This is a genomic window from Nakamurella alba (assembly GCF_009707545.1).
Taxonomy (GTDB): Bacteria; Actinomycetota; Actinomycetes; order Mycobacteriales; family Nakamurellaceae; genus Nakamurella; species Nakamurella alba.
Map to the genome: position 1 here is coordinate 282,300 of NZ_WLYK01000003.1, position 25,186 is coordinate 307,485.

The following is a 25,186-nucleotide window of genomic DNA, read 5'->3' on the forward strand; positions in this document are numbered from 1 at the left end:
GCGGACGCCGACGGTGCCGATCCCGGCCTGCGATCCGAGGACCACCGGCGGTCCCCACCAGTGGCGGAACCCGGTAGAGCCGTGGATGACCGGGGCATCGGTCACCGTCCGCGATCACCGCTGCTCCGTCGGACGTATCCGCTGCTCCGATGGACGACGACCCTCGACCACCGCGGGTCACCGATGGTTGGCTCTACGTGTGCAGATTCATCGGGGACACCTCATCCATGTGACCGGATCGCCCACCGTGCAGGAGAGCGCCGCGCACCTCGTGGCGATCGAGGACGGGGCACTCGTCATCGGCGACGACGGCCGCATCCTGTTCAGCGGCGCCTACGCCGACCTGCCGGCGGAGTACGCCGGGGTCGAGATCGACGACCACCGACCGGCCTTCCTGCTGCCCGGATTCGTCGACACCCACATCCACTTCCCGCAGACCTTCGCCGGCGACGCCTACGGCGGCGGGCAGCTGCTCGAGTGGCTGAACGCCTGCATCTTCCCGTCCGAGTCCCGGCTGGCCGACCCGGAGTTCGCCGAGCGGGCGGCACTGGAGTTCGTCCGGCGGCGGACGGCGGCCGGCACCACCGCGGCCATGGTCTTCGGCTCCGCGTTCCCGCACGCCCAGGACGCCCTCTTCGAGCAGACACAGCGGGCCGGGCTGCGGATCGTCAGCGGACGCGGGATCCAGACCGTCGGACCGGACTCCGCCAAGCCCCTCATCTCGTCGGAAGCAGATGCGCTGCGGCTGACCAAGGCGGAGATCGACAAGTGGCACGCCGCCGACACCGGTGACGTGGCCACCGCACTGCTGCACGTCGCGGTGGTCCCCCGGTTCTCGCTCTCGGTCACCACCGGGACGCTCAAGAACCTCGGCGAGCTGTACGACTCGGTGCGCGGCAACGGCGTCTACTTCCACTCCCACCTCAACGAGAACAACCGCCCCGGCACCGGGGAGGTCGACTCGGTGAAGCAGAGCTACCAGGTGGAGACCTATCTCGACACCTACGACGGGAAGTTCCTGCCCGGTTCGCAGGTCGGCGGCAAGAGCTTCCTCGGCAGGCGCAGCATCATGGCCCACTCCGTGCACTGCACCGACGGCGAGCTCGCCCGGATGGCGGAGACCGGGACGTCCATCGCCCATTGTCCGGTGTCCCAGCAGTTCCTCGGATCCGGGACCATGCCGTGGCGCCGGACGATCGCGTCCGGGGTCAACGTGGCGGCGGGCACCGACTTCGGCGGCGGCGACACCTGGCTGATCTCCGAGGTCATGTCCGACGCGTTCAAGGTGCACATCTCCGAGCCCGGCGACGCGGCGATCTCGATGCATCCGGCCGAGATGCTCTTCACCGCAACACTGGCCGGCGCCCGCGCACTCGACATGGAGGACCGGTTCGGCAATCTCGACGCCGGAAAGGAGGCCGACTTCCTGGTCGTCGACCCGGCGGGCTGGGGCCCGACGGCCGCTGCGATCGACCACGGCATCCGGTCCGACGATCCCGAGATGGCCCGGGATCAAACACTGTTCGCCCTGCTGATGACGATGCGCGAGCCGGCCATCAGCCAGGTGTGGGTGCAGGGTCGCCGCGTCGTGGCACCCTGATCCGGTGCCCGGAGAGCAGATGACCCGCCCGGCGGCGGCCGGACCCGCAGCGGTCGGCATGACCGTGTACCACCGTTCCGGCGACCCTGCCGCGTTCCGGGAGTGGGCGGACCGGTTGATCGACGCGGCGCGTGCGCACCCGGGGTTCCGTGAGGGCGGCTCGGCGACGCCGGACGCGACCGAGCTGGACTGGTCCGTCGGGATCGCCTTCGGGTCCATGTCCGCCCTGGACGCCTGGCTCGACAGTGGGGACCGGCAGCGGGTTCTCGCGGAGGGGCGGGAGCGGGGGGTGCACCGCGCGGCCGAGCTGGCCGCCCGCGGCACCACCATGCCGCCGGCCGGCACCGCCGTCTTCGAGCACTCCGTCGAGGCCGCGCGCACCCAGGACTTCCTGGACAGTCAGCGCCGACTGTCCCAGGTCGCCGCCGGATTCCCTGGGTTCCAGGGCGTCGCCGTGCAGCCGGCGCCCGATCAGGGAGACGGCCCGGACGGCAGCACCCGGTGGATCTCGGTACTGCGGTTCCGCACCGGGGCCCAGCTGGAGACCTGGATGCACTCCGACGAGCGGGCGAGAGAACTGCCGGGCCTGCGGTCCTCGCTCGGCGAGGACTTCACCGAACTGACCGCCAGCACCCCCTTCGGCTCGATCGTCCGGGTCTCCGACGGACAGGCCCGGACGACGCCGCAGTGGAAGTCGGCCCTGCTGGTCCTGCTGGTGCTGTACCCGACCGTGATGCTGCTGTCCCGGTTCGTCGGACCGCTGCTCGCGGACGCCGGTGCACCGGAATGGTTGGCGATGTGGCTCAGCCAGATCCTCTCCGTCGGCCTGATGACCTACCTGCTGATGCCACTCGTGACCGGCCGGTTCCGGCGCTGGCTCGACCCGGTCGACGGCGCCGGCCTCCGCATCACCCTGCTCGGCCTGGCCGCCGCGCTCCTGGTGATCGCGATCTGCCTGGCCGTCTTCGGCACCGTGCAATGGCTGCAGTTCTGGGACTACCAGGATTGACCCTGGCGTCGCCGGGGACCTGCAGGAGGTCGGGCCCGACGCCCGGCCGTCCGGCGCAGGACCCACGGAGGCACACATGACGGTCATCGCGATCGAGGAGCATTGGAACCTGCCGGAGCTGACTGCAGCCGTGCGGGCCCTGCCGCCCGACCGCGGTGACCCGAGCACGGTGCTCGACGACCACGGTGACAACGCTTCGCTGCTGCACGATCTCGGCGACGGGCGCATTGCCGGGATGGACCGGCAAGGGGTGGATGTGCAGGTCCTGTCGCTCGCTCCGCCCGGCACCCACCCGCTCGACGCCACCGAGGCCGTCCGGCTGGCCACCACCGCCAACAACACGGTCGCGGCCGCCGTCGACCGGTACCCGGACCGGTTGAAGGCACTGGCGACGCTGCCGATGGGCGATCCCGCCGCCGCGGTCGCCGAGCTGGAGCGCACCACGGCGCTCGGGTTCGTCGGGGCGATGGTCTACGGCAGGGTCGGCGACCTCCCGCTCGACGACCCACGTTTCGACGAGGTCTTCGCGTCGGCCGCGGCACTGGGCCGTCCGGTCTTCGTGCACCCGCAGATCCCCGGCGCGCAGGTCCGCGCGGCGTCGTACTCGGGGTTCGACCCGGTCACCGAGCTCGGCCTGGCGACGTTCGGTTGGGGCTGGCACCTGCAGGCCGCGGAGGCGGTGCTGCGGCTGATCGTCCGCGGGATCTTCGACCGCCACCCCGGCCTACAACTGGTGTTGGGGCACTGGGGCGAGCTCCTGCTCTTCTGGACCGACCGGGTCGACAGCCTCTCCCGCGTGGCACATCTCGACCGGAAGGTATCGGACTATCTGCGGTCGAACGTGCACATCACCTGCTCCGGAATGCTGAACCCGACCTTGCTCCGACACACCCTCGAGGTGACCACCCCGGACCGGCTGCTGTTCTCCACCGACCACCCGTTCCAGCGGCCGACCGCGGGCGACATCCGCGACTTCCTCGACCACTTCCCCACCGACGAGTCCCGCGAGCAGTTCACCTCCGGCAACGCCCGGGCACTCTTCGGTATCTGAGTCCGGCCCTACGACGCAGTGATCTGCTGCAGTTCCTGACGGACGGTCCGCGGCTCCCGGCCGAGCAGCGCCGCCAGTGTCGCGTCGGTGCCGGCGAAGAAGCCGGCGGCGGCGGCCTGGTACATGCCGAGGGTGAACCGGGCCATCATCTCCGGCTGCCCGCCGGCGATCTGCCCGGCGAGCCAGGTGTCCTCGTCGACGATCTCGAACCCGATCGGCCGGCCGACCACCTCGGACAGCACGCCGGTCACCTCGGCGAAGGTCGGCGCAGCGCTCGCCGTGAGGGTGACCGGGCCGTCGACCGGCCGCCCGGACGTCAGGATCGCCGCGGCACCCACCGCGGCGTCCTCCCGGGATGTCCAGGACACCGGGCCGTCCGCGGGCAGCGACACCGTGCCGCTCTCCTGCCACCTCCCGAGCAGCCATCCCAGGCTGTGCAGGTAGAAGCCGTTGCGCAGCGAAGTCCACGCCAGACCCGAATCGGCGAGCAGGTTCTCGGTCGCCGCGTGCACCTGCGCCGGCCGGAACGGGGACGCCGGATCCGCTCCCTGATGACTGGTGTACAGCACCCTGCCCACCCCGGCGGCGACAGCCGCGTCGATCGCGGCACCGTGCAAGGCGACGGCGTCGGCCCCGGGATCGTTCGACGAGACCAGCAGCAACTGGTCGGCGCCGGCGAACGCGGCCCGCAGGGCGGCCGGATCGTCGTACCCGCCGCGCCGCACGTGCACCCCACGGTCGGCGAACCGCGCTGCCTTGCCGACATCGCGGGCCACCACCGTGATGTCGGCCGGCGGCACGGTCTCGAGCAGCTGTTCGACGGTGGCGCCGTTGAGCGCGCCGGTGGCTCCGGTGACGGTGATCATCGATCACTCCTTCTTGTTATCAGTGATTCGACAGCAGTGATACCATCGGAAACACAGCGATAGCAAGTCTGCGTTATCGTTGGAAGCATGATCGAGACCGCCGGCCGCACCGACACCCGGGCCCGCATCGTCGAGGTCGCCGCCCGGTTGCTGCAGGAGCAGGGGCCGGTGGCGGTGACCACCCGCGGCGTCGCCGAGCAGGCGGGCGTGCAGGCCCCGACGATCTACCGCCTCTTCGGCGACAAGGACGGCCTGCTGGAGGCGGTCGCCGAACACGTGATGAACGCGTTCGTGGCGGCGAAGGCCCGGCTGGTCGCCGACGCGACGGCCGCCGACGTCGACCCGCTGGACGACCTTCGGGACGGTTGGCGGACCCAGATCAACTTCGGCATCGCACATCCCGCGCTGTTCCGGCTGCTCGGCGACCCGGACCGGGTGCGACTCTCCCCTGCGGCACGCTCCGGCCGGGAGGTGCTGGCGGCCCGGGTGCACCGGCTGGCCCGCACCGGACGGCTCCGGGTCTCCGAGGACCGGGCCGTCGACCTGATCCAGGCGGCCGGCACCGGCGTGATCCAGACCCTGCTCGCCACCCCACCGGACCGGCGCGACCCGCAGCTCGCCGACGAGATGTGGGAGGCCGTGCTCGACCGGATCCTCACCCCGGACCCGGCGGCAGCCGACACCACGCGCGGCACAGGGAGAACAGGGAGCCCGGCAAGCACCGACGCGGCGATGGCGACGTCGGTGGCCTTCCGTGCTCTCGTCCCCGATCTCACCGCACTCAGCGCTGCCGAGCGGGCACTGATCGCCGAGTGGCTGGACCGCATCGTGAACAACACGTCCTCCGCACCGGCGCAGGCCGGCACCTCCGGGCCGACGACGCGCCGGCGCCGACAGCACTGATCGGGCAGGGGATCCGGTTCAGCGCAGTCGCCCTCCCGGATCGCTCATCCGGCCGACGGTCGCAGCGATCTCCTGCAGCAGTGCGGCCACGGCGGGCCGACGCATCCCGTCGAGTCGGCTGACCACCCAGTAGTCCAGCACCATAGACACCTCGTCGGCCAGCACCCGTTCCAGCTCGGGATGCTGCGCGGCCAGGAAGGTCGGCAGCAGCCCGAGCCCGGCGCCCGCCCGGGTCGCCGCGACGTGCGCCATGACGTTGGTCGACGTCACGGCGTCCTGCATCTCCGGGAGCAGCCGGCGGCCCACGTCGAGGGCGTCGACCTGCAGCATCGACGGAACGAAGTAGACCAGTCGGTGCCGGGTCAACCCGGCGGTCGACGTGGGCGCCGGGTGGTCGCGGAAGTACTCGGCCGAGCCGAACAGGCCCAGTTCGTAGGCGCCGAGCCGGTGCGCCTCGGCCCGGAGCACGTCTGGCTTGCCGACCACCACCTCGACGTCCGAACCGGAGCGCTGGGTGCCGGCCCGCCGGGTCGCGGCGATGATCTCCACCGTCACCCCCGGATGGCGCTGCCGCACCCGGGCGGCGGCCGGCGCGGCGACGTGCACGGTGAAGGCGTCGGGTGCGGACAGCCGCACGATGTCCTCCAACGGCGCCTCCCGCCCCTGTCCGGCGGTCAGTACCGCGACCGCCTCGGACACCTGCTCCGCAGCGGCGACCGCCTGCTGGCCGAGCGGGGTGAGCACCCAGGCACCGGAGGTGCGCGTCAGCACCTTCCCACCGAGCGCGCGTTCCAGCGCAGCGATCCGGCGGGCGATGGTGGTGTGGTTCAGCCCGCGCACCTCAGCAGCCCGGGTGAACCTCCCGGTACGGCCGACATCCAGCAGGATCAGCAGGTCGTTGGGACTGACGGACGCGGCCATCCGCGCATCCTTGCACGGCTTCCTGCGGCGAACGGCCCACCGGATGCACATTCCTGCACAGTCGAGGTGCACCATCCGCCATTGCCGGACCCGGTGCACCGGCCGACACTGGGACCGCTGCCGTGGCACCCACCCCGCGCGCAGCGGTTCCCGGGCGAGGACGCCGTGCCGCGGCGCGGTGTCCACCGGCCCCGCACGCAGTCACGTTCTCGGCAGAGGAGAGGACCGGATGATCACCGACGACCAGCACCGGGGACCGGCCGCCATCGACCAGGCCACCGCCGACCAGGCCACCGCCGAACAGGCCACCGCCGGCCGGAGCACTTTCGACCGGGGCACCTTCGACCATGGCACCTTCGACAGATTGTGGGACGACACGGTCGCCGCCCACGGGTCGAGCACCTTCCTGTTGTTCCACGACGCCGGCGGCACCGTCACCCGGTGGACCTACGCCGAGTTCGACGCCGCGGTCGCGGATGTCGCCGGCACGCTGGCCCGGGCGGGCGTAGGGCCGGGCACCCCGGTGCACCTGGTGCTGCGCAACTGCCCGGCCTTCGTCGCGATCTGGCTGGCCGTGGCCCGACTGGGCGCCTGGATGGTGCCGGTCGACCCCGCCTCGACCGCCCGCGACATCGACCGCCAGGTCCGTCGGATCGGGCCGGCGGTGGCCTTCGTCGCCGCGGCGGACTCCTCCGCCGAGCGGTCGGCGGCCTTCGCCGAAGGTGCGGCCGGACGGGTCGGCACCGTCGTCGAGCTGACCGAGGACGCCGGTGACCTCGCTCCCGGGTCGCCGCTGCGGCAGGACGCCGGCACGCATTCGGCCAGGGTCGGCGGACCGCAGCCGTCCGACCGGCTCGCGGTGATGTTCACCTCCGGCACCACCAGCGAGCCGAAGGGAGTGGAACTGACCCAGGCGAACTACGTCGCGGTCGCCGCCGGAATGGCGACCGCGGCCGGCCTGCGTGCGGAGCACCGCTGGTTCGTCACGCTCCCGCTGTTCCACGCCAACGCCCAGTACTACTGCTTCGCCCCGGCCATCGCGGTCGGCGCGAGTGTGGCACTGACGTCGACGTTCTCGGCCTCCGGTTGGGTCCCGCAGGCCAGGGCGCTCGAAGTCACCCACGCCAGCCTGTTCGCCGCCCCGATCCGGATGATCCTGGCCCGGTGCCCCGCCGAGGAGGCCCCGCTGCGACTCGGGCACGTCTGGTACGCACAGAGTCTCGGGGTCGAGCACCACCGCAGGTTCGGCGAGCTCGTCGGCACGGCACCACGACAGCTCTACGGGATGACCGAGACCATCTGCATCGTCACCTACGACCGCAGCGAGCCGCCGCAGTCCGACGTGATCGGCACCCCGGCCGACCGTCGCGTCCGGCTGATCGATCCGGTCACCGGGGAGGAGGCCGGCACCGGCGTCCCCGGCGAGATGCACGTGCACGGCGAGCGCGGCCGTGATCTCTTCGCCGGTTACCTCGATGCACCGGAGATCAACGCGCGGGTGTTCGAGGCCGACACGGACGGCACCGAGACCTGGTTCCGCACCGGTGATCTCGCCCAGGCGGACGACGACGGCACATTACGCTTCGTCGGCCGGATCGACGACGTGATCAAGGTGTCCGGAGAGAACGTCAGCCTCACCGAGGTCGAGGCCGCCATCGCCCAGGCGCCCGGCGTGCTCGAGGCCGCCGTCGTCGCCCAGCCCGATCCCGTCCGCGACCAGGTGCCGATCGCCTACGTCGTCCCCAAGGACCTGACCGACCCGCCGGCCGTCGACGACCTGATCGGCTGGGCGACGAAGAACCTCGCACCGGCCGCCCGACCCCGCGGGTGGCACGTCATCGACGCGCTCCCCCGCACCAGTGTCGGCAAGGTCCGCCGGTTCAAGGTCACCGAGGCCACCGCCGTCGACACGCCCACCCCGACACCATGACACCGAACGCACCCGGAGGAAACACCGCATGACCCTCGACATCCCCGCCACCGACGGACGTGTCGCGGTGGTGACCGGTGCCGCCCAGGGCATCGGGTCCAGCATCGCCGAGTACCTCGCCGGCCAGGGCCTGGCCGTGGTGCTGCTCGACATCCTGCCGTCCGTCGCCACCACCGCCGACCGGATCGGCGCGGCCGGGTACCACCAGCTGGACATCACCGACATCCCGGCGCTGCAGCACGCCGTGCACTCCACGGCGCAGGAGCACGGCCGGCTCGACGTGCTGGTCAACGTCGCCGGCACCTGCGGACGGCAGGGGTTCGAGGACCTGGACCCGGCCACCTTCGGCCGGGACATCGACACCAACCTGACGGCAACGGCTTTCGCCTGCCAGGCCGCGGTCTTCCCGCACATGCGGGAGCAGGGCAGCGGACGGCTGGTCAACATCGCGTCGGTGTCCGGCAAGGTCGGCGGCGTCGGCCCGGTCGATCCCGACGGCGGTGGTGGCCGGTCCGGCGCCGGCTACGCCTCCGCCAAGGCCGGCATCATCAACCTTTCCCGGTGGATCGCCCGCCAGGTCGGCGGCTGGGGCATCACCTGCAACGTGGTCGCGCCGGGGCCGATCGCGTCCCCGATGGCCGAAGGCGCCGAGTACGGCGTCGCCTCGATCCCGGTCCCGCGGATGGGCCGGCCGGCCGAGGTGGCCGCCGCCGTCGGCTATCTCATCGGCCCGGGATCGGACTACACCAATGGCACCTGCCTGCACGTCGACGGCGGCATGGTGATGGCCTGACCCGACGGTCGCACGCCGCTCAGAGCAGCGCCCGCACCGCCCCCGGGTCCGGACCTCCCGGCTCGAAGAGGATCACCGCGTCGTCGAAACCGGCCCCGGCGTAGCGCTGCAGGTCGGCGCGGAGCCGCCGGGGGTCGGTGTCCGGACCTGCGGGCACCGCGCAGACCACTGCCCGGCCACCGCCCGATTCACGGAAACGCACCAGGGCATCGACGATCTCGTCCGGGGTGCGCCGGTAGCCGGAGGCGAGCCAGCCGTCGAACTCCCGCGCCGCCCGCTCCACCTTTGCCCCCCAGGAGCCCAGCAGCAACGGCGGCCGGGCCGGCACCGGCGGGCTCAGATCCACCGGGTCCTGCTCGTCCAGCAGCGCCCGCAACCGCGCCACGTTCGCATCGAAAGTCCGGAACCTGGCCGTGAAGTCGCGATCCAAGATTCCATGATCGGTGTCCGTCGACCCCGGGCTCAGCCCGACCACCAGGCGGTCGCCGCATTCCGCCTGCAAGGACCGGATCCGGTGCGCCAGCGCCACCGGGTGGTGCAGCGGCACCTGTAGGGTCGCGGTGCCGAGCTCCACCCCGTCGGTCACCGCGGCCGCTGTGGCCAGCGCGACGAAAGCGTCCGGCACGAAGAAGCCCCGGCCGAGGATCTGCGGGATCCAGAGACTCTCGAAGCCCTCTCCCGCCAGCCGGCGGGCCCACCCGCCGACCGGGTACGGTTCCGCGGCGGTCAGGTGCGCGAGGGTCGCGCCGAGCCTCATCGGGTCAGGACTGCTTGAGAGTCATCGTGGTGCCCCAGGTGTCGCCGACCACATATCCGGTCGGCCAGGGGTCGGTGGGATCGACGGTGTAGGTGTGCAGCCCGGTGATCCAGGCCCGGCCGGTGATGGATGGGATGATCGCCGGCCGGTCGCCGCAGGTGGTCTCCGCGGTGATCCGGCCGATGAAGCGGGACCCGATGATCGACAGGTGGCTGAACTCCTGGCCCACACCCAGCTGCCCGCGGGCGTGCAGCACCGCGAGCCGCGCGGAGAGCCCGGTGCCGGTCGGCGACCGGTCGGAGCGCCCCGGCGAGACGATGCAGGTGTTCCGGGAGGCACCGCCCGGCGCGTCGAACGGCATGTTGAACTGCACGATCGACACCCCGCGGATGTCCGGGTTCTCCGGGTGCACCACATCGAACTGCTCGCGGGCGGCGATCCGGATCCGCTCGCCGAGCTCGGCCAGCTCCCGCGCCTCCTCCGGCGCGATGGTGAACTCCAGCGCCGAGGCATCGACCAGCGCGTAGAACATGCCGCCGTAGGCGACGTCCACCGGCACCGTGCCCAGGCCCGGGACCTCGAGCGGCGCGGCCAGCCGCTCGGCGAAGGCCGGGACGTTGGTGAAGGTGACGCTCTCGCACCTCCCGTCCCGGCAGCGGGCGGTGACCTCGACCGAGCCACCGGCCATGTCCAGCCGGAACACCGACTCCGGTTCCGTCATCGGCACCATGCCGGTCTCCAGCAGCACGGTCGCGACGCACATCGTGTTCGATCCCGACATCGGTACGTACTCGGTCGGTTCCATGATGATCGCGCCGGCGACGCAGTCGTCCCGGGTGCTCGGCACGATCAGGTTCACGTGCCGGGCCACACTGCCGCGGGGCTCCTGGATCAGCAGCCGTCGCACGTCGTCGTGCTCCGCCTCCATCGACCGCATCATCTCGAAGACGGTGGTCCCCTTGGGTGGCAGCACACCGCCGACGATCACGTCACCGATCTCGCCCTCTGCATGACACCCGACCACCCGGATCGTCCTGGTTGCGCGCATGGGGCGAGCCTACGATCGGACCGTCCACCTCCGCCGGACCAGTCGATGAGGAGACAGCCCCGTGTTCGCCGCCGTCCGCCCGACCCCGGCCGAGACCGCCGCCGCGCTCCCCGGCGACGGCGAGATCGAACGGGCGGACGTGGTGATGGACACCGCGTTCTCCGTGCCCGCGCCACCGGAGGTCGTGTGGCCGTGGCTGCTCCAGCTCGGCAAGGGGCGCGCCGGGTGGTACCTGCCCACATCCGTGGAGCGATTCCTGCCGCGGCGACACCGCGCTGTTCGTGAGATCCACGACAGTTGGCTGCATCTCGAGATCGGCGAGCGGGTGCCCGACTACGGTCCCGGGGACGCGCACCTTCAGGTGGAGCTGCTCGACCCGCCGCACCACCTGGTGTACTCGACGCCGCGGAAGAAGATGCTCGGCATCTGGTCGCTGCACCTGACCACGGAGGGCACCGGCACCCGGGTCGCGCTCCGGCTCCGGCTGGGCCCGGTACGCCGCCGGCGGCTCGCCCGCACACTCGGCGGACTCTTCGACCGGCTCACCGTCCTCGGGATGGCCGCCGGCCTCCGGGAACGGCTGGCGCACCGATAGCAACGTCAGCGCACGACGGCGTACCGGAGGTGCGTGACGTCGGGCGCGGCGACCACCTCGACGGGGCGGAGCCGGATGTGGCCCGGCAGCTCCTGGAAGAAGCGGCGGCCGGCGCCGAGCAGCACCGGAACCTGGTGCAGGATGACCTCGTCGACCAGTCCGGCCGCCAGCGCCGCCGTCGTCGCCCCGCCGCCCATCAACGCGACGTCCTTGTCCCCGGCGAGCTCCCGCGCCACCGCCACGGCGTCCTCGATGCCCGTGCTCACCAGGTGCTGACGGTCCGCCGCCAGGGCGGGGCGATGGCTCAGTACGACGAGTTCCGCCGCGGGATGCGGGGTCCCGCCACCTTCCCACCCGGAGTCGTCGAAGGTGTTCCGCCCGGCCAGGCTGATCCCGACCCGGCCGGCCACCGCGTCGAAGAAGTCCACGCTCTCGGCGCTCAACCGGAATCCTTCGAAGACCCGGCTCGGCGTGTCGCCTCCGAAGTACCAGTCGAACAGCACTCCGCCGTCGCCGAGCCCGTTTCCGTGGCTCGGGCCCCGGCCGGTGATGAACCCGTCCACCGACACCGCGTGCGCGACGAACACTCCCGTCATGACTGCCTCCTGTTCCTGGCCTCTGTACCGCGGTCGGACGCGACGCTAGCCGCGGCAGGCGGGACCCGGACGGTGCAGCCGCCGAGGACGCGCGTTCTGTTCAAGCGACCGGGTCTGTCCGGTTCCGGATGTGCGGCGGGCTGCTCAGGCCGCGCGGCCTCGCAGCCGGTCGGCGCGGGCCAGCAGCGGGCCGAAGGACGCGATGTGCTCGTGGCCGCAGGCACAGCGGTCGTCCCTGCCGTGCAGCAGCTCCGTCGGATTCAGTCCGGACAGCCGGCGGCACTCGCGGGTCAGATGCGGATGGTCGGCGTACCCGGCGACCTCCGCCCAGTGCGAGAAGCGGGCGGGCAACGGAACGGCTCGGGCGGATCCGGCGCGCTGGGTGAGCGCCAGGTAGGCCTGGAACCGCAGGGTGCGCTGCAGCACCTTCGGCCCGGTGCCGACCGATTGCAGCATCCGCCGCCGCAGCGCGCTCCCGGACAGTGCGAGATCATCCGCCAGTGAAGCGATCTCACCTGCATCGGGCACGGACAGGCGGGCCACCGCTGCCGCCACGACGCGATCCGCCGGCCGGGCGGCGGCCCGCTCGCGCAGCGCGGTTTTGAGCTGCCGCAGCGCGGCCACCGGATCCGGAGCGGCTCCGATCGCCGCGGCCAGCCGCTCGCCGTCGGTGCCCCACAACTCGTCCAGCGGCACGACGCGGTCCAGCAGCGCGGTCGCCGGCACGCCGCAGACGCGCCCGAGTGCCCCCGGACGCAGTCGTGCCCCGATCACAGTGGTGCCGGGAGGCAGCAGTTCCGGCAGAGCGGTGGTCAGCGGCCCGATCAGCCGCGGGACCGCACCTGGGACGCAGTGGATCTCAGCGCCGCCGGTCGGCAGGTTCCGCTGCAGGTACGGCGCCCCACCGGTGGACTGGACCCAGACAGTCCGGACGATCCCCGACAGAGCGGGCGGCGGCAACCGCTCGACATACGTCTGGCCCGTGGACATGTCGCCCGATCCTAGCCGCCGATGGCTGCGTCGGGCCGGCGGTCCGGCACATTCGGGCGCGGCCACCTGTTCGCCGACCCGTGCCTGCGGTGCGCCCGCTCGGTGCTGTGCTCCGACACCTCCGGTCAGCGCAGGAAATAGCCCTGCTCGGACAGCTCGTAGGCCACCTGTCGCCCGGTCCGGTTGACGAGCACCGCATCCGCTGCCGCAAGAAATGTGGTCGTCGAGTGCCGCTTGCCCGACTTCAGCGTCGCGGTGGGAGCACCCACCACCGAAGGTGGTTGCACTGTCAGGTATCCCGTTCCCGCGGCCGCCGACAACGTACCGAGCACGGCTCCGTACTGCGGTGCGTATCCACCGACGGTGTCGTCGACGGCAACGGCAGGAATGGGGATCCGGGCGTTCGCCGGCAACGGTGTCGTCCGGGAGTCCATGGCCTCGCCACCGGCGTGGTAGGTGCCGGCGGCCGACGGGACCCCGGGAACGAAACGGCCCTGCACGTCGAGGATCAGCCGCACCCGGCGGGGCGACCAGTTGGCGATCATCACGGATCCGGACTCGTCCGCGGTGACGACCGTTGTCCGGGACTCGAAGGTGCCCGGCCCGTCCGCACCGACGACGGTCCAGTTGACCAGCACCGAGCCGACGGATGCCGGCAGCCCGACCGTTCCGCCGGGCCGCCACTCGAACATCTCGCCCGCCGCCACGTAGATGTCGACGGCACGGACCGGCCGGAGCGGTACCAGTGCTCCCGGTGTCCGGGCAGCGCCCGGCAGGAAGTAGCCCGAGATGTCCACGAAGACCTGGACCGTCCGCGACGACACGTTCCGCAGAGTGACGGTGCCGTCCGCATCCACCGGTGTGATCACCAACTGCGAGACGGTTCCGGCCTGCGTGGTGAAGTTCGTGGTGGCCATGCCCGGGATCGTGCTCCCGCTCGGGTACACCTGCAGGTAGCCGGACGCGGCGGGCTCGGCGACGGTGACGCCGAACGCAACGGCCGACACCGCTGCGGGAACGCCGCCGATGCCGGCCACCCGGACCTTCTTCGTGCCCCCGGCCGGGATGCCGGTGCCGGCGGTCGTGCGGGTGTCCAGCACACGCACCGGGCGGACCAGTTGCAGCGCCCCGGGCGCCGCCACCTGCCCCGGAGCGCCGGTGGTGATCGCGAACGACACCCCGTCCCCGGCACCGATGCCGATGACGGAGCGGCCCGCGAGCGCACCGTCGGTGTACACCTCAGCAGGAGCGGAACGACCACCCGTGGTGCCGCTGCCGATGGCACCACGGGAGCGGTCACCCCAGCAGATCATCCGACCCGATGCCAGCGCGCAGACATGGGTCGCGCCGACCCGGAGTTGACTCACGGTCCGCCCGGCCAGCACGCCGTCCGTGACCACCGGACCCGGAGTCGGGTCGTGGACCCATCGGCTCTGCCCGCCGGTCTGGCCCCGGTTGTCCAGTCCCCAGCACCACGCGGCACCACCGACGGTCACCGCGCACACAGTCCCGCCGCCCACGCCGATCGATGCGAAGTCCGGGCGCGGAAGCTCCTCCGGTACGCGGGTGGCCGTGGGGCTCGTCGTCGCCATGGGCGTGCCTGCGAGATCCCACTCCACGACACCCCAGCAGTGTGACCAGTTGTCGGCCAGCGCACAGGTGGTACGCCCGCCGGCCGACATCGCCGTGACGGAGCGCCCGACCAGGGTTCCACCGGCGAGGACGGGCGATCCCCGGTCCGTCTGCGTACCGTCCCCGAGTTGGCCGTGGTCATTGGCCCCCCAACAGCGGACGGCGCCGGCGGAGGTCACGCACGTGTGGTCGTCGCCGGCGTCGATCGCGTCGACGCGCGGCACGGCCGACCCGAGCAGGGCAACCACCGGAGTGGCGGCCCCACCGCCGATCGTTCCTCGTCCGAGTTGCCCACGACTGTTGTCGCCCCAGCAGTACACACGGTCGCCGGTCAGCGCGCAGGCGTGATCCCGCCCCACGGCGATGGCCGTGACCGGGCGACCGATGAGCGCGCCGCCGACCCGGACCGGCAGGCCGATCCCGTACGGGTGGGGTCGACCGTCACCGGGGCTCCTGGTCCTGCCCCAGCAGAACACCTTCCCGGACGCGAGTGCGCAACTCATGCGCTCCGCCGCGTCGACCGCGGTGACGGTGAGTCCGTCCAGGGTCCGCTCACCCCAGACCGGCGACGGCACCGGGAAGGCCTGGTCGGCAAAGGATCTCCCGTCGGCGCGGGGTGTCTGGCGGGTGCCGCTGCCCACCACGTCGCCCCAGCCGAGCAACGTGGTGGGTGCCGCGGCGGAGGTCCGACCGATGGCGGGCGTCCCCGTTGCGCCGGTGGGGACATCCGCCCCGGCGGGTGTCACCGCCACCGTGCCCATCACGACCAGCAATGCGGTCAGGACATGCAGCAGATGCAGTCGTGGGCGTGACATCGGACGGCCCCCTCGCTCTCACCGGTGTCAGATCGGTCCGGACACCGTAAGCGCGATCACGCCGACCTGCACGGCCGGCTGCGCGGTGGCGACCTCGGCCTCCGCCCGGCCATCCGCGCCCTTCCACCGCGACAACCGCGGTGGAACGGCACAGATCAGGGCCGGCCACACGACAAAGGTCAGGTCCGGACGACCACCTTCCCGACATTCCGGCCCGCGAACAGGTCGACCATCGCCTGCGGCGCATGCTCCAGGCCGTCGTACACGTCGGTCCGCAGGTCCATCCGGCCCGCCCGCCACAGATCCGCGAGCTCGGAGACCGCCTCCGCGGCGCGGTCGGCGAAGGCACCGGCCCGGAATCCGCGCAGGGTGAGGTTCTTCGCGGTGGCCAGGAAGAGGTTCCGCGGCCCGGCGGCGATCCCGCCGTCGTAGCCGGAGATCGAGCCGCACAGCGCGACCCGCCCGAACGGCCGCAGATGGTCGATCGCCGCCTCCAGGTGGTCACCGCCGACACTGTCGAAGTAGACGTCGATCCCGTCGGGCGCCGCGCGGTCCAGGGCAGGCCCGACCCCGTCGCGGTGGTTGAACACCTGGTGCAGGCCCAGATCCTGCTGCAGATACTCCAGTTTCGCCGGACTCCCGGCGCTGCCAATGACCCGGCAGCCCCGGGCGAGAGCCAGCTGGGCGACCACACTGCCCACCGCGCCGGCGGCAGCGGACACCCACACCACGTCCTCGGGCCGGACCTCGCAGACGAGGAGCAACCCCGCCCAGGCCGTCAGGCCGGTCCCGCCCAGCAGGCCGACCCACACCTCCGGCGGGGCGAGCGTGGGATCCAACCGGGTCAGCCGCCCCGCGCCGCCCAGCGCCGCACCGGCGTCCACCACCGCGATCTCCCGGTAGCCACGGGCGTGCTGCACCAGATCCCCCGGCCCGAAGCCCTCGGCCCGGCTCTCCAGCACCTCCCCCACGGCCGTGCCCTCCAGACCGGCCCCGAGCGCAAGCGGCGGCAGGTAGCCGGCCGGGGTCGTCTCCCCCATCCTGATCCGGATCGCCGCGTCGACGGAGTGGTGCGAGGTCCGCACCAGCACCTGGCCGTCGCGCAGTGCGGGCACCTCGACCTCGGCCACCCGCAGGTCATCCACCTCCAGCCGTCCCTGCGGCCGACGGACGAGCTGCAGCTCCCTGGTGATCATCCGATCCCTCCTGTCCCGGCACCGGCGCCGGGTGCGCGCACCCATCTTGAAGTGAATTCAGGTTTATCACGGACCGCGCGCGATGTCAGGCCCGACCCCGACGGCACACGGTGCCCACTCGTTCGGCTGTGCCGCCGGCCGCCGTCCGGTGCCAGGCTAAAAGCCCATCCGCCCGACCCGGGAGTGGCGATGATCATCGCGTCCTTCAACGTCGAGAACCTGTTCTCCCGGCCGAAGGCGATGGACGTCCCGGCCGGCGTCGGCGGGCCGATCCTGGCCGCACACGCCGAGCTGCAGACCCTGCTCGAGGAGCCGGAGTACACGCCGACCATCAAGGAGCGGATCCTGATCCTGCTGCGCAAGCTCGGCCTGGAGTGGTCGGACACCACCGGGTTCGCCGTGCTGCGCAAGATCCGCGGACAGTTGCTGCGGCGCAGCACGAAGAGCGACACCGTCGAGGTGGTGGCCGGCGGCCGCGGCGACTGGATCGGCTGGGTCGAACTGGTGAAGGACACCATCACCGCGCAGGCGATGACGCACACCGCGATGGTGATGCGGGACATCGACGCCGACATCCTCGGCGTGGTCGAGGCGGAGAACCGGCCCACGCTCGACATGTTCAGCGCCGCACAGCTCCTCGCCGTCGACACACAGCCGTACGAGCAGGTGATGGTGATCGACGGGAACGACACCCGGGGCATCGACGTCGGGGTCATGGCCCGGGCGGCCTACCCGCTCACCTCCATCCGTTCGCACGTGTTCGACACCGACGCCACCGGCCCGGTCTTCTCCCGTGACTGCCCGGAGTACACGTTCGGCACCCCGGGAGGCAACGAGATCACCGTCCTGGTGAACCATTTCAAGTCGAAGGGCTACGGGTCCAGGAACGACCCGACCGGGGCGAAGCGACGCAAGCGGCAGGCCACCCGGGTCGCACAGATCTATCGACAGCTGATCGACGCCGGGAGGCGCCACGTCGTCGTGCTGGGCGATCTCAACGACGATCCCACCAGTACCGCCCTGGAGCCACTGCTGTCCGGCACCGGACTGCGCGACATCAGCGAGCACCCCGACTTCGCCTGGGGCCCGCGGAAGGGCACCTACGGCGGCGGGAACGAGAAGGACAAGATCGACTACCTGCTGCTCTCCCCCGACCTCTACGACACGGCCACCGGTGGGCAGGTCTTCCGCAAGGGTGTGTACCACGGGCCGCGGGTCGACGATCCGTGGGAGATGTACGAGACCCTGACCTCACCGGCCCTGGCGGCTTCCGACCACGCCGCTATCACCGCGACGCTCGACCTGGCGTGAGACCCGGACCTGTTCAGCCGCCGATGATCTCGTCGGCGGACAGGCCGACCGCGGTCAGCCGGCTGCGCACCGCGGACTCGAGTTCGGCATCCAGCAGCAGTGCCCGCAGCGCCTCCCGCTCCCGGTGCTTCTTCGGCGTCGGCTCCTCGCCCTCGGTCGGCTCGTAGGAGTCGCCGCCGCGCCAGACCGCAGCGGTCCGCACGGCCTCCCGGGTGAACGGGGTGGACCGGAACGTCTCGCCCTCGGCATGGAACAGCACGGTCCACACCCCCTGCAGCGGAGCGGAGATCGCCGCCTCGAACACGCCGGATGCCACCTCGGTCAGCCCCTGTTGCCAGCTGCTGCCCACCGGGTCGGTGATCGTCGCGGTCACCTTCGCCCGGCCCGCCACCGGGATCCCGTACTCGGTGAGCGCCGCGGACAGGTACAGCGTGGCGCCGGGTTCGTTGGAGTCCTGCTTGATCCCCACGTCCATCCGCAGACTGCTCGAGGCATGCACCAGCAGCACGCCACCGACGCCGCCCCGGCGGATCTGGACGAGCTCGTCCCGGGTCAGGCCCTCGTGCTGCGAGGCAACCTTCACCGCGTTCTTCGGCAGTTCGACGCGGGCCAGCCAGGTCCCGGTGTGGGCACCGGCACCGATCGGCGCCGGCAGGGTGAGCCGGTAGTAGACGACCTCGTCGCCGAGCCGGGTGTAGTTCCGGCCGGAGAGCCCGTTCACGAACGCCGGGTCGACGACGTCGCCGTCCGGGGTCACCAAGGTCAGCGACACCAACCACGGGTAGCGGGTCAGCAGCACCACGTCGAGGGTGAAGTCGGTCTCCGCCACTAGGAACGGCACGTCCACCGTCTGCCCGACGGCCACCTGCACCGGCGGGTCGACGACTACCTCCTGGTTCTTCACGCCGGCGAGCACCTGCAGGAAGTACTTGGCCAGCCGGTAGCGGCTGTCCGGTCCGAGATCGCCGGTGAGGACGCAGTACCCGCCGGTGCCGGCGGTGACCGCGGTGAGCCCGACCGGCTGGATGTTCTCCGCCCGGCCGAGCGCGACGGCGAAGGTCCGGTCGGTGATCGACGACGAGACGTCGCGGAGGAACTTGCCCTGGTTCTCGAAGCCGTCGGTGAACACGATGGCCGACTTCGTGTCGTAGCCGTTCACCGGAGCCAGTTCACCCTGGCCGAGCGCGAGACCGTCTCCGATGGAGGTCATCCCGGCCGGGTTCGTGGCGAAGGTGTCGATCTTGTCGCGCAACGCGTCCCGGGCGATGTCGATGCCGGCGGCCGGTGCCGCCAGCGGCCCGGCCGGCGGGACCAGCACCGGCCCGGCGTCGGTGTCGAAGCCGACGATGCCGACCGCGTCGCCCTCCTGGACGTAGTCGACGAGGATGTTGGCCGAGTAGTGCAGCACCTCCATGCGAGTGTTGGACGCCACCCCGGACGGCGAGTCCATCGACCCGGAACTGTCCAGCACCAGCATGACCGCCGCCGTCACCGGTGCCACGGTGTTCGCCACGATCGGCACGGTCCACACCTGGTCCGTCTGGTCATGGCGGACCGTGATGCTCCCGGATGCCGTTGCGCCGGCGGTGGTCCCGGTGAAGGCGACCCAGATCAACGCCTCCTCCAGGCTGCTGTACTGCGCCGTGCCGGCCAGGGAGTCGGTGGCGCCGAGCGGGAGCGAGAACGGCGCGGTCGGCGCGGTCACCACCGAGACGGTCGACGGGTGCAGGCTGTGCACGTCCACCCGTACCGCCCGGAAGGTGGTCTCGCCCTCGGGGATGTCGTTGAACTCGACGGTCTGCGTGACGAGGTCGACGGTCCACGCAGCGCGACGGACGGCGGCCCGCGCATCGATCCGCCCCGCGCCGTACCACTCGCTGGTCGCCGGCCCCAGGTACCCGGGGTCGCTGGAGATACGGCCGTCGACGTCCCGCCAGCGGCCGACCGGGTCGGTGTTCCCGGTGTCGACCTTGATCGCGGTCCGCCGCAGGATGTCGCCGACCTGCTGCCAGCTCAACTGCGGGTTGGCGGAGAGCATCAGTGCCGCAACACCTGCCGTCACCGGAGTGGCGTAGGAGGTGCCGCCGAAGTCGCTGCGCCAGGCGCGGTCCGCGAACACCACGGCGGTGCCGTTCGCGAACGCGGCCGGCAGCGCCATGTCGAGACCGATCCGGCGGTTGGCCGCGTCGACCGAGGTGATGGTCCGTCCGCGCGAGGTTGTTGCCGAGGTCGGTCCCACCAGGACGGAACCGCCGACCGCCGCGCCGGCGACGCTGTCGACGTCGATGGTGGACGCCGCGGCTCCGCTCGCCGCTCGGAGGGTGGTGGACGTGACTGCCGATCCCGGTACGGCCGTGCCGGTCGGGGTGCTCCGGTGGGTCGCGGTGAAGGCTCCCCAACTGCCGGGCGGGTTGTGGCCGGGGGCCTCGGCATCGTTGGTCAGGGCGCAGAAGTCGACGGTGGAACCCCAGTTGCTGTACCAGGTCTGGCGTTCCGTGGTCCCGTCCGGGTCGAGGCTCACCGCTGAGACTCCGTAACAGCGGTTGTACATGCTCCACGGGCGCCGGTTGGTGTCATCCAGGTCGACCGTGTCGTTGCCGGCCGAGAACATCAGCACGGTGCCGAGCCCGCTCCGGCCATCGTCGGTCACCGCGTCGAAGGTGTCCTGCATCAGGGCGGAGATCGGGGCATTCACGCTGGATCCGAAGCTGTTGGTGATCACACCGGCGCCCTGCGCCAGCTGCGCCGGGAAGCCGGCCGCGGAGCTGTCGGCGTCGAGCCCGGCCAGCCACAGGTACAGCTCGGCGAAGCGGGTCTCCGTGCCGGGGTGCCGCGTGGCCAGCAGCCGGGTGTTGCCGGCGACCCCGCAGATGCCGATCCCGTCGTCACTCCGGCCGGTGATGGCGGACGCACAGCACATGCCGTGGTCGGGGTTGTCGCCGGAGTTCGTCGCGTTGTGGTTGTTCACCATCGACCCGAAATCGAAGAGCTGGACGACCTTGTCGCGGCCGTCGGACACGGTGCCGCCGATCGCCGGATGCCCCGGGTCGACCCCGTTGTCGACCACCGCGACGATCAGGTCGGGGTCGCCGAAGGTGTGCGTGGCGTCCAGGTCACGCAGCACCTGCCAGGCATCGGGGATGCCCTCGAGCAGGAAGTCCCACTGCTGCGGGAACAGGAAGTCGTTCGGCGTCACCGCATCGGGCACCACGGTGGCTGCCAGATCCGGTTCCGCATAACGGATGCCGGGTTCCGCGGCGAGTCGGTCGATCTTGCCGAGCAGGTCGTAGCCACCCCCTTCCGGGGAGCGGAACACGTAGGTGTTCCGCAGCGCGGAGAACCGCTTGACCACCTCGAAGCCGTTGCGGGCGGCCAGGTCCACCGGATCGACGTCGTCCATCAGCGAGACGTGCACGGTGCCGGTCAGGAACGCCGCCGAATCTTCGCCCAGCTGCACCAGCGCACCCACCTCCTCGACGTCGTCGCCGGAGCGTCCGCGTAGGCCGCGGACCGCATCGTCGACCAGGACGGCTCGTTGGGCGAAGACGGCCGGGGCATCGGCGGGCTGCTGTCCCTGCAGTTCGGGGAGCCGGACCACGGTGACACCGGGGTCCGCGAACCTGATGACCTCGCCGTCCGCGACGTCGGCGCCCGCCCGGCCGGGCGTCGACCTGACGCCCACCGCATCGTGCACCGGACGGAACGGCACCCGCACCCGGCCGCGGAAGTAGGTCGGCCAGCCGACCGGACCGAGGACGAACTGCTCCACACCGTCGTCCCGTTGCGGGTACTCACCGCCGGTGTCGCGCTCGTCGGTCGCCCACCCGTCGGCGATGACGCTGACCCGCGCCGGGAGCGAGGCGGGCAGGTCGAAGCTCGTGCGGCCGCGCCGGTCGGTCTCCGCGGTGATCCGCGATCGGTCCGGGTCGATGCGGGTGACCCGGGCGCCGACGACCGGCGTGCCGTCGGTCGACGTGACATGGACGGTGAGCGTGGTGGTCGTGGGCATGGCGGCGGCTCCCGGTGGATGGGGACGTGCTGTCACCACTCACGACGGGCGGAGCCGGGCCCGGATACATGACCGGCCGATCGGCCGCCCGTGACTTCGGACCGTCCCATGCGTGATCGGCCGCCCGCCGTTCCCTTCCTGAGCCCGTTGGTACTCCGATCCACGATCGCCCGCGATGCAAGGCGGATCGGCGTCCCGGGGTCAGCCGGACGCGGCCCCGGCCAGCACGGCGGCGAAAGCCGCACCGAGAGTCGTTGCCACTGTTTCGGAATCGCCGAGGTAGCCGGCCACCATGGCGCCGTCCCGCAGCAGCATGAGCCGGCCGGCGACGGCGTCGGCATCGGCGACTCCGGCCTCGGTCGCGATGGCGGCAAAGGTCCCGAGGATCCACCGGCGGTGCCGGTCGACGACGGCCCGGACCGGACTGTCCGCATCCGGGAACTCGGCAGCAGCGTTGATGAAGGCGCAGCCGCGGAATCCCGGGCGGCAGCTCGCAGTACCGATGCCGTCGGCCAGCGCCTGGAGTGAGGCGGCCGGTTCCCCGGGGCGGCGCACGCTGCTGATCCAGGCCTGCTCGGCGGCGGACTGCGCTTCCAGGTAGGCGACCACTAGATCGGATTTGGACCGGAAGTGGCGGTAGAAGGTGACTTTCGTGATGCCGACCTTCTCGATGATCCGGTCGGCGCTGGTCGCGTGGATGCCGTGGGCGTAGAAGAGCTCGTTCGCCGCGTCCAGGATGTGCGCCCGCGTGGTCGGTCCCGACCGGGTACGGGCTGTGGTCTCGGCGGGCATCGTCCTTCTCCGGTCCTGGACCGGCACTGGTTGCACCGGCGGTTGCCATCAGTCTATGGTCGAGCGAGTAGACGAACTAGTAACTCTACCGATTCGACCCTCACCCAGGAGACGCTGATGACCGTTGTCGATGCACCCACCCCCACCTCCGCCGCCCGGGCGTTGCGCCGGCTCTACGTCGCCCGTGCAGTGGTCGCCGCCGCCTGGGCTGCGGTTGTCCTGGTGGCCGCGCCTACGGTCGGACCGCTGCTGACGGTGCTGCTGGCCCTCTACCCGCTGATCGACGCCGTCGCCGTGTTCCGCCAGCTCCGCCTCGGCGACCAGCGGCAGGCCGCGCCGACCGAGTGGATCAACGTGGGCGTCAGCGTTCTCGTCGCCGTCGCGCTCGGTGTGGCATCCACCGTGTCGATCGGCGCCGTCCTCACGGTGTGGGGCATCTGGGCGATCGGATCCGGTGTGCCGCAACTGATCACGGCAATCCGTCGGCGCGCCGGCGGCGGTCAGGTGGCGCAGATGCTCAGCGGCGGCATCTCCGTGCTCGCCGGCGGCGGCTTCGTCGTCCAGGGACTGCAGGGGGCGGACAGTCTCTCCGGAATCGGCGGTTACGCCCTGCTGGGTGCGGTGTTCTTCCTCGTCTCGGCCCTGCTGCTCGGCCGGCCGCGTCGCACCACCTGAGCACCGCGCGAACACTGGGCCGATAGTGTTCCGTGATCACCCGGTCACGGACAGGAGCCAGAAGAGTGCCCAACGTCAGGGACGTCACCCACCAGCTGCTGCGCGACCTGGGCGTGACGGTGTTCTTCGGCAATCCCGGTTCCACCGAGGAGACCTTCCTCAAGGACTTCCCCGATGACTTCACCTTCGTACTGGCGCTGCAGGAGGCGTCGGCGATCGCGATGGCGGACGGGTACGCGCAGGCGACCCGGCACCCGGCGCTGGTGAACGTGCACACCGCCGCCGGCCTCGGCAATGCGATGGGCAACCTCATCACCGCGGCGATGAACCACACCCGCTGATCGTCACCGCCGGGCAGCAGACCCGCGAGATGCTGCTGCTGGAGCCATGGCTGACCAATGTCGAGCCGGAGATGCTGCCCAAGCCGTGGGTGAAGTGGAGCTACCAGCCGGTGCGGCCGGAGGACGTCCCCGCGGCGTTCATGCGGGCGTACGCGATGGCGGTGCAGCCGCCGGCCGGACCGGTGTTCCTCTCGCTGCCGCTGGACGACTGGGACAAGCCCTGTGCCGCATCTGCTGTCGTCCGGTCGGCGTCGACCAGGATCGCACCGGACCCGGCGCGACTCGCGGAGTTCGCCGCGGCCGTGGCCGCCGCCCACGACCCGGTCCTGGTGCTCGGCGCCTCGGTGGCGCGCGGCCAGGGCTGGGATGCCGCTGTCGCCGTCGCCGAGAAGCTGAACGTCCCGGTCTGGGCCGCCCCGGCCAGTGAACGGGCCCCGTTCCCGGAGGACCACCCGCTCTACCTCGGCGGCCTGCCGTTCGCCACCGGCCCGCTGTCCGACAAGCTCGCCGGGCACGACCTGGCCCTGGTGATCGGCGCCCCGGTCTTCCGCTACTACCCGTACGTCCCGGGCAGTTACCTGCCGGACGGGATGCGGCTGCTGCACGTCACCGACGACCCGAACGAGGCCGGCCGCGCACCGGTCGGCGACAGTCTGCTCGCCGACGCCGTTCTCACCCTGGAGCAACTGCTGCCGCTGCTGCCCGCCCGCACACCCGGGCGCACCCGCACCCCGGTCGAGCACCGGATGGCCCCGATGCCGACCGCCACCGCCGCCGCGACCACGACGGACGGTCCGCTGCAGGCGCGGCAGGTCTTCGAGGTGCTGAACGAGGTACGGCCGCCGCACACCGTGCTGGTCGAGGAGTCGCCGTCCAACCTGGCCGACCTGCACGCGGCGTGGCCGATCACCGAGCCGGACACCTTCTACACCTTCGCCAGCGGCGGCCTCGGCTGGAACCTCCCGGCGTCCGTCGGCATCGCGCTCGGCGAGCGGGACAGCGGCCGGCACCGCCCGGTGGTCGCGATCATCGGGGACGGGTCGTTCCAGTACTCGGTGCAGTCCATCTGGACCGCGGCGCAGCACGACCTGCCGATCCTGTTCGTGGTGCCGCGCAACGGCGAGTACGCGATCCTGAAGTCCTTCGCGGTCCTTGAGCAGACCCCGAACGTCCCGGGACTGGACATCCCGGGCATCGACATCGTCGCGCTGGCAACGGGGTACGGCTGCCACGCCGAGCGGGTCGAGACCCTGGATGCGCTCCGCGCCGCCGCCACCGCCGCCTTCGGCCGGTCCGGGCCGACCGTGTTGGAGGTCCCGATCGCGCCGACGGTGCCGCCACTGATCTGAGATCCGG

19 protein-coding genes and 1 pseudogene are annotated in these 25,186 nt (G+C 71.6%); 10 read left to right on the top strand and 10 right to left on the bottom strand.

Features of this window, described 5'->3' with window-relative positions:
• The first annotated feature begins 229 nt into the window (after positions 1 to 229).
• From GIS00_RS11550 to GIS00_RS11560, 3 genes are all read left to right on the top strand, one after another.
• Positions 230 to 1,600, top strand: a complete 1,371-nt coding sequence (locus tag GIS00_RS11550) for an amidohydrolase family protein (protein WP_322097873.1) — start codon at positions 230 to 232, stop codon at positions 1,598 to 1,600.
• Positions 1,601 to 1,619: 19 nt separating this feature from the next.
• Positions 1,620 to 2,609: an antibiotic biosynthesis monooxygenase gene (locus GIS00_RS11555; RefSeq protein ID WP_154768569.1), complete on the top strand. Its 990-nt coding sequence runs from the start codon at positions 1,620 to 1,622 to the stop codon at positions 2,607 to 2,609.
• 76 nt (positions 2,610 to 2,685) lie between these two features.
• Positions 2,686 to 3,660, top strand: a complete 975-nt coding sequence (locus GIS00_RS11560; RefSeq protein WP_154768570.1) for an amidohydrolase family protein — start codon at positions 2,686 to 2,688, stop codon at positions 3,658 to 3,660.
• 8 nt (positions 3,661 to 3,668) lie between these two features.
• On the opposite strand, the gene GIS00_RS11565 is transcribed toward GIS00_RS11560, so the two are convergent.
• Complete coding sequence (locus tag GIS00_RS11565) at positions 3,669 to 4,526, bottom strand: NAD(P)H-binding protein (RefSeq protein WP_154768571.1); 858 nt, start codon at positions 4,524 to 4,526, stop codon at positions 3,669 to 3,671.
• 87 nt (positions 4,527 to 4,613) lie between these two features.
• On the opposite strand from GIS00_RS11565, the gene GIS00_RS11570 reads away from it, so the two are divergent.
• On the top strand, positions 4,614 to 5,429 hold the full coding sequence (locus GIS00_RS11570) for a TetR/AcrR family transcriptional regulator (RefSeq protein WP_154768572.1): 816 nt from the start codon (positions 4,614 to 4,616) through the stop codon (positions 5,427 to 5,429).
• 18 nt (positions 5,430 to 5,447) lie between these two features.
• Here GIS00_RS11570 and GIS00_RS11575 read toward each other — a convergent pair whose 3' ends face one another.
• Entirely contained in the window at positions 5,448 to 6,350 is a 903-nt protein-coding gene (locus GIS00_RS11575; RefSeq protein ID WP_230313454.1) for a LysR family transcriptional regulator, read from the bottom strand.
• A 229-nt stretch (positions 6,351 to 6,579) separates the two neighbouring features.
• On the opposite strand from GIS00_RS11575, the gene GIS00_RS11580 reads away from it, so the two are divergent.
• Positions 6,580 to 8,280 (top strand): class I adenylate-forming enzyme family protein, encoded by a 1,701-nt coding sequence (locus tag GIS00_RS11580; protein ID WP_154768574.1) that lies wholly within the window; start codon positions 6,580 to 6,582, stop codon positions 8,278 to 8,280.
• 28 nt (positions 8,281 to 8,308) lie between these two features.
• Positions 8,309 to 9,073, top strand: coding sequence for an SDR family NAD(P)-dependent oxidoreductase (locus GIS00_RS11585; protein WP_154768575.1), 765 nt, complete (start codon positions 8,309 to 8,311; stop codon positions 9,071 to 9,073).
• A gap of 19 nt (positions 9,074 to 9,092) precedes the next feature.
• On the opposite strand, the gene GIS00_RS11590 is transcribed toward GIS00_RS11585, so the two are convergent.
• Positions 9,093 to 9,830, bottom strand: a complete 738-nt coding sequence (locus GIS00_RS11590) for an LLM class flavin-dependent oxidoreductase (RefSeq protein WP_154768576.1) — start codon at positions 9,828 to 9,830, stop codon at positions 9,093 to 9,095.
• A gap of 4 nt (positions 9,831 to 9,834) precedes the next feature.
• On the bottom strand, positions 9,835 to 10,878 hold the full coding sequence (locus GIS00_RS11595; RefSeq protein WP_154768577.1) for a proline racemase family protein: 1,044 nt from the start codon (positions 10,876 to 10,878) through the stop codon (positions 9,835 to 9,837).
• Between the two features lie 61 nt (positions 10,879 to 10,939).
• Between GIS00_RS11595 and GIS00_RS11600 the strand changes: the two genes are divergently transcribed.
• On the top strand, positions 10,940 to 11,473 hold the full coding sequence (locus GIS00_RS11600) for a hypothetical protein (RefSeq protein ID WP_196073232.1): 534 nt from the start codon (positions 10,940 to 10,942) through the stop codon (positions 11,471 to 11,473).
• 5 nt (positions 11,474 to 11,478) lie between these two features.
• On the opposite strand, the gene GIS00_RS11605 is transcribed toward GIS00_RS11600, so the two are convergent.
• The 4 genes from GIS00_RS11605 to GIS00_RS11620 form a co-directional block, all read right to left on the bottom strand.
• Positions 11,479 to 12,069, bottom strand: a complete 591-nt coding sequence (locus GIS00_RS11605; RefSeq protein WP_154768578.1) for a dihydrofolate reductase family protein — start codon at positions 12,067 to 12,069, stop codon at positions 11,479 to 11,481.
• A gap of 144 nt (positions 12,070 to 12,213) precedes the next feature.
• On the bottom strand, positions 12,214 to 13,059 hold the full coding sequence (locus tag GIS00_RS11610; RefSeq protein ID WP_154768579.1) for a DUF6597 domain-containing transcriptional factor: 846 nt from the start codon (positions 13,057 to 13,059) through the stop codon (positions 12,214 to 12,216).
• Positions 13,060 to 13,184: 125 nt separating this feature from the next.
• Positions 13,185 to 15,506: an RCC1 domain-containing protein gene (locus GIS00_RS11615; protein ID WP_154768580.1), complete on the bottom strand. Its 2,322-nt coding sequence runs from the start codon at positions 15,504 to 15,506 to the stop codon at positions 13,185 to 13,187.
• Positions 15,507 to 15,685: 179 nt separating this feature from the next.
• Complete coding sequence (locus GIS00_RS11620; protein WP_154768581.1) at positions 15,686 to 16,702, bottom strand: NADP-dependent oxidoreductase; 1,017 nt, start codon at positions 16,700 to 16,702, stop codon at positions 15,686 to 15,688.
• 189 nt (positions 16,703 to 16,891) lie between these two features.
• Here GIS00_RS11620 and GIS00_RS11625 point away from each other — a divergent pair, with 189 nt between their 5' ends.
• Positions 16,892 to 18,013, top strand: a complete 1,122-nt coding sequence (locus GIS00_RS11625) for an endonuclease/exonuclease/phosphatase family protein (protein WP_154768582.1) — start codon at positions 16,892 to 16,894, stop codon at positions 18,011 to 18,013.
• Positions 18,014 to 18,026: 13 nt separating this feature from the next.
• Here GIS00_RS11625 and GIS00_RS11630 read toward each other — a convergent pair whose 3' ends face one another.
• The gene (locus tag GIS00_RS11630) at positions 18,027 to 22,022 is read right to left on the bottom strand and encodes a S8 family serine peptidase (RefSeq protein ID WP_154768583.1); all 3,996 of its coding nucleotides are present in this window, start codon (positions 22,020 to 22,022) and stop codon (positions 18,027 to 18,029) included.
• A gap of 201 nt (positions 22,023 to 22,223) precedes the next feature.
• Complete coding sequence (locus tag GIS00_RS11635; RefSeq protein ID WP_154768584.1) at positions 22,224 to 22,814, bottom strand: TetR/AcrR family transcriptional regulator; 591 nt, start codon at positions 22,812 to 22,814, stop codon at positions 22,224 to 22,226.
• A 117-nt stretch (positions 22,815 to 22,931) separates the two neighbouring features.
• Here GIS00_RS11635 and GIS00_RS11640 point away from each other — a divergent pair, with 117 nt between their 5' ends.
• Together GIS00_RS11640 and mdlC are read left to right on the top strand one after the other, a co-directional pair.
• Complete coding sequence (locus GIS00_RS11640; protein ID WP_154768585.1) at positions 22,932 to 23,489, top strand: hypothetical protein; 558 nt, start codon at positions 22,932 to 22,934, stop codon at positions 23,487 to 23,489.
• A gap of 65 nt (positions 23,490 to 23,554) precedes the next feature.
• Positions 23,555 to 25,179, top strand: a pseudogene (gene mdlC / locus GIS00_RS29275) (benzoylformate decarboxylase).
• Positions 25,180 to 25,186: the final 7 nt, after the last annotated feature.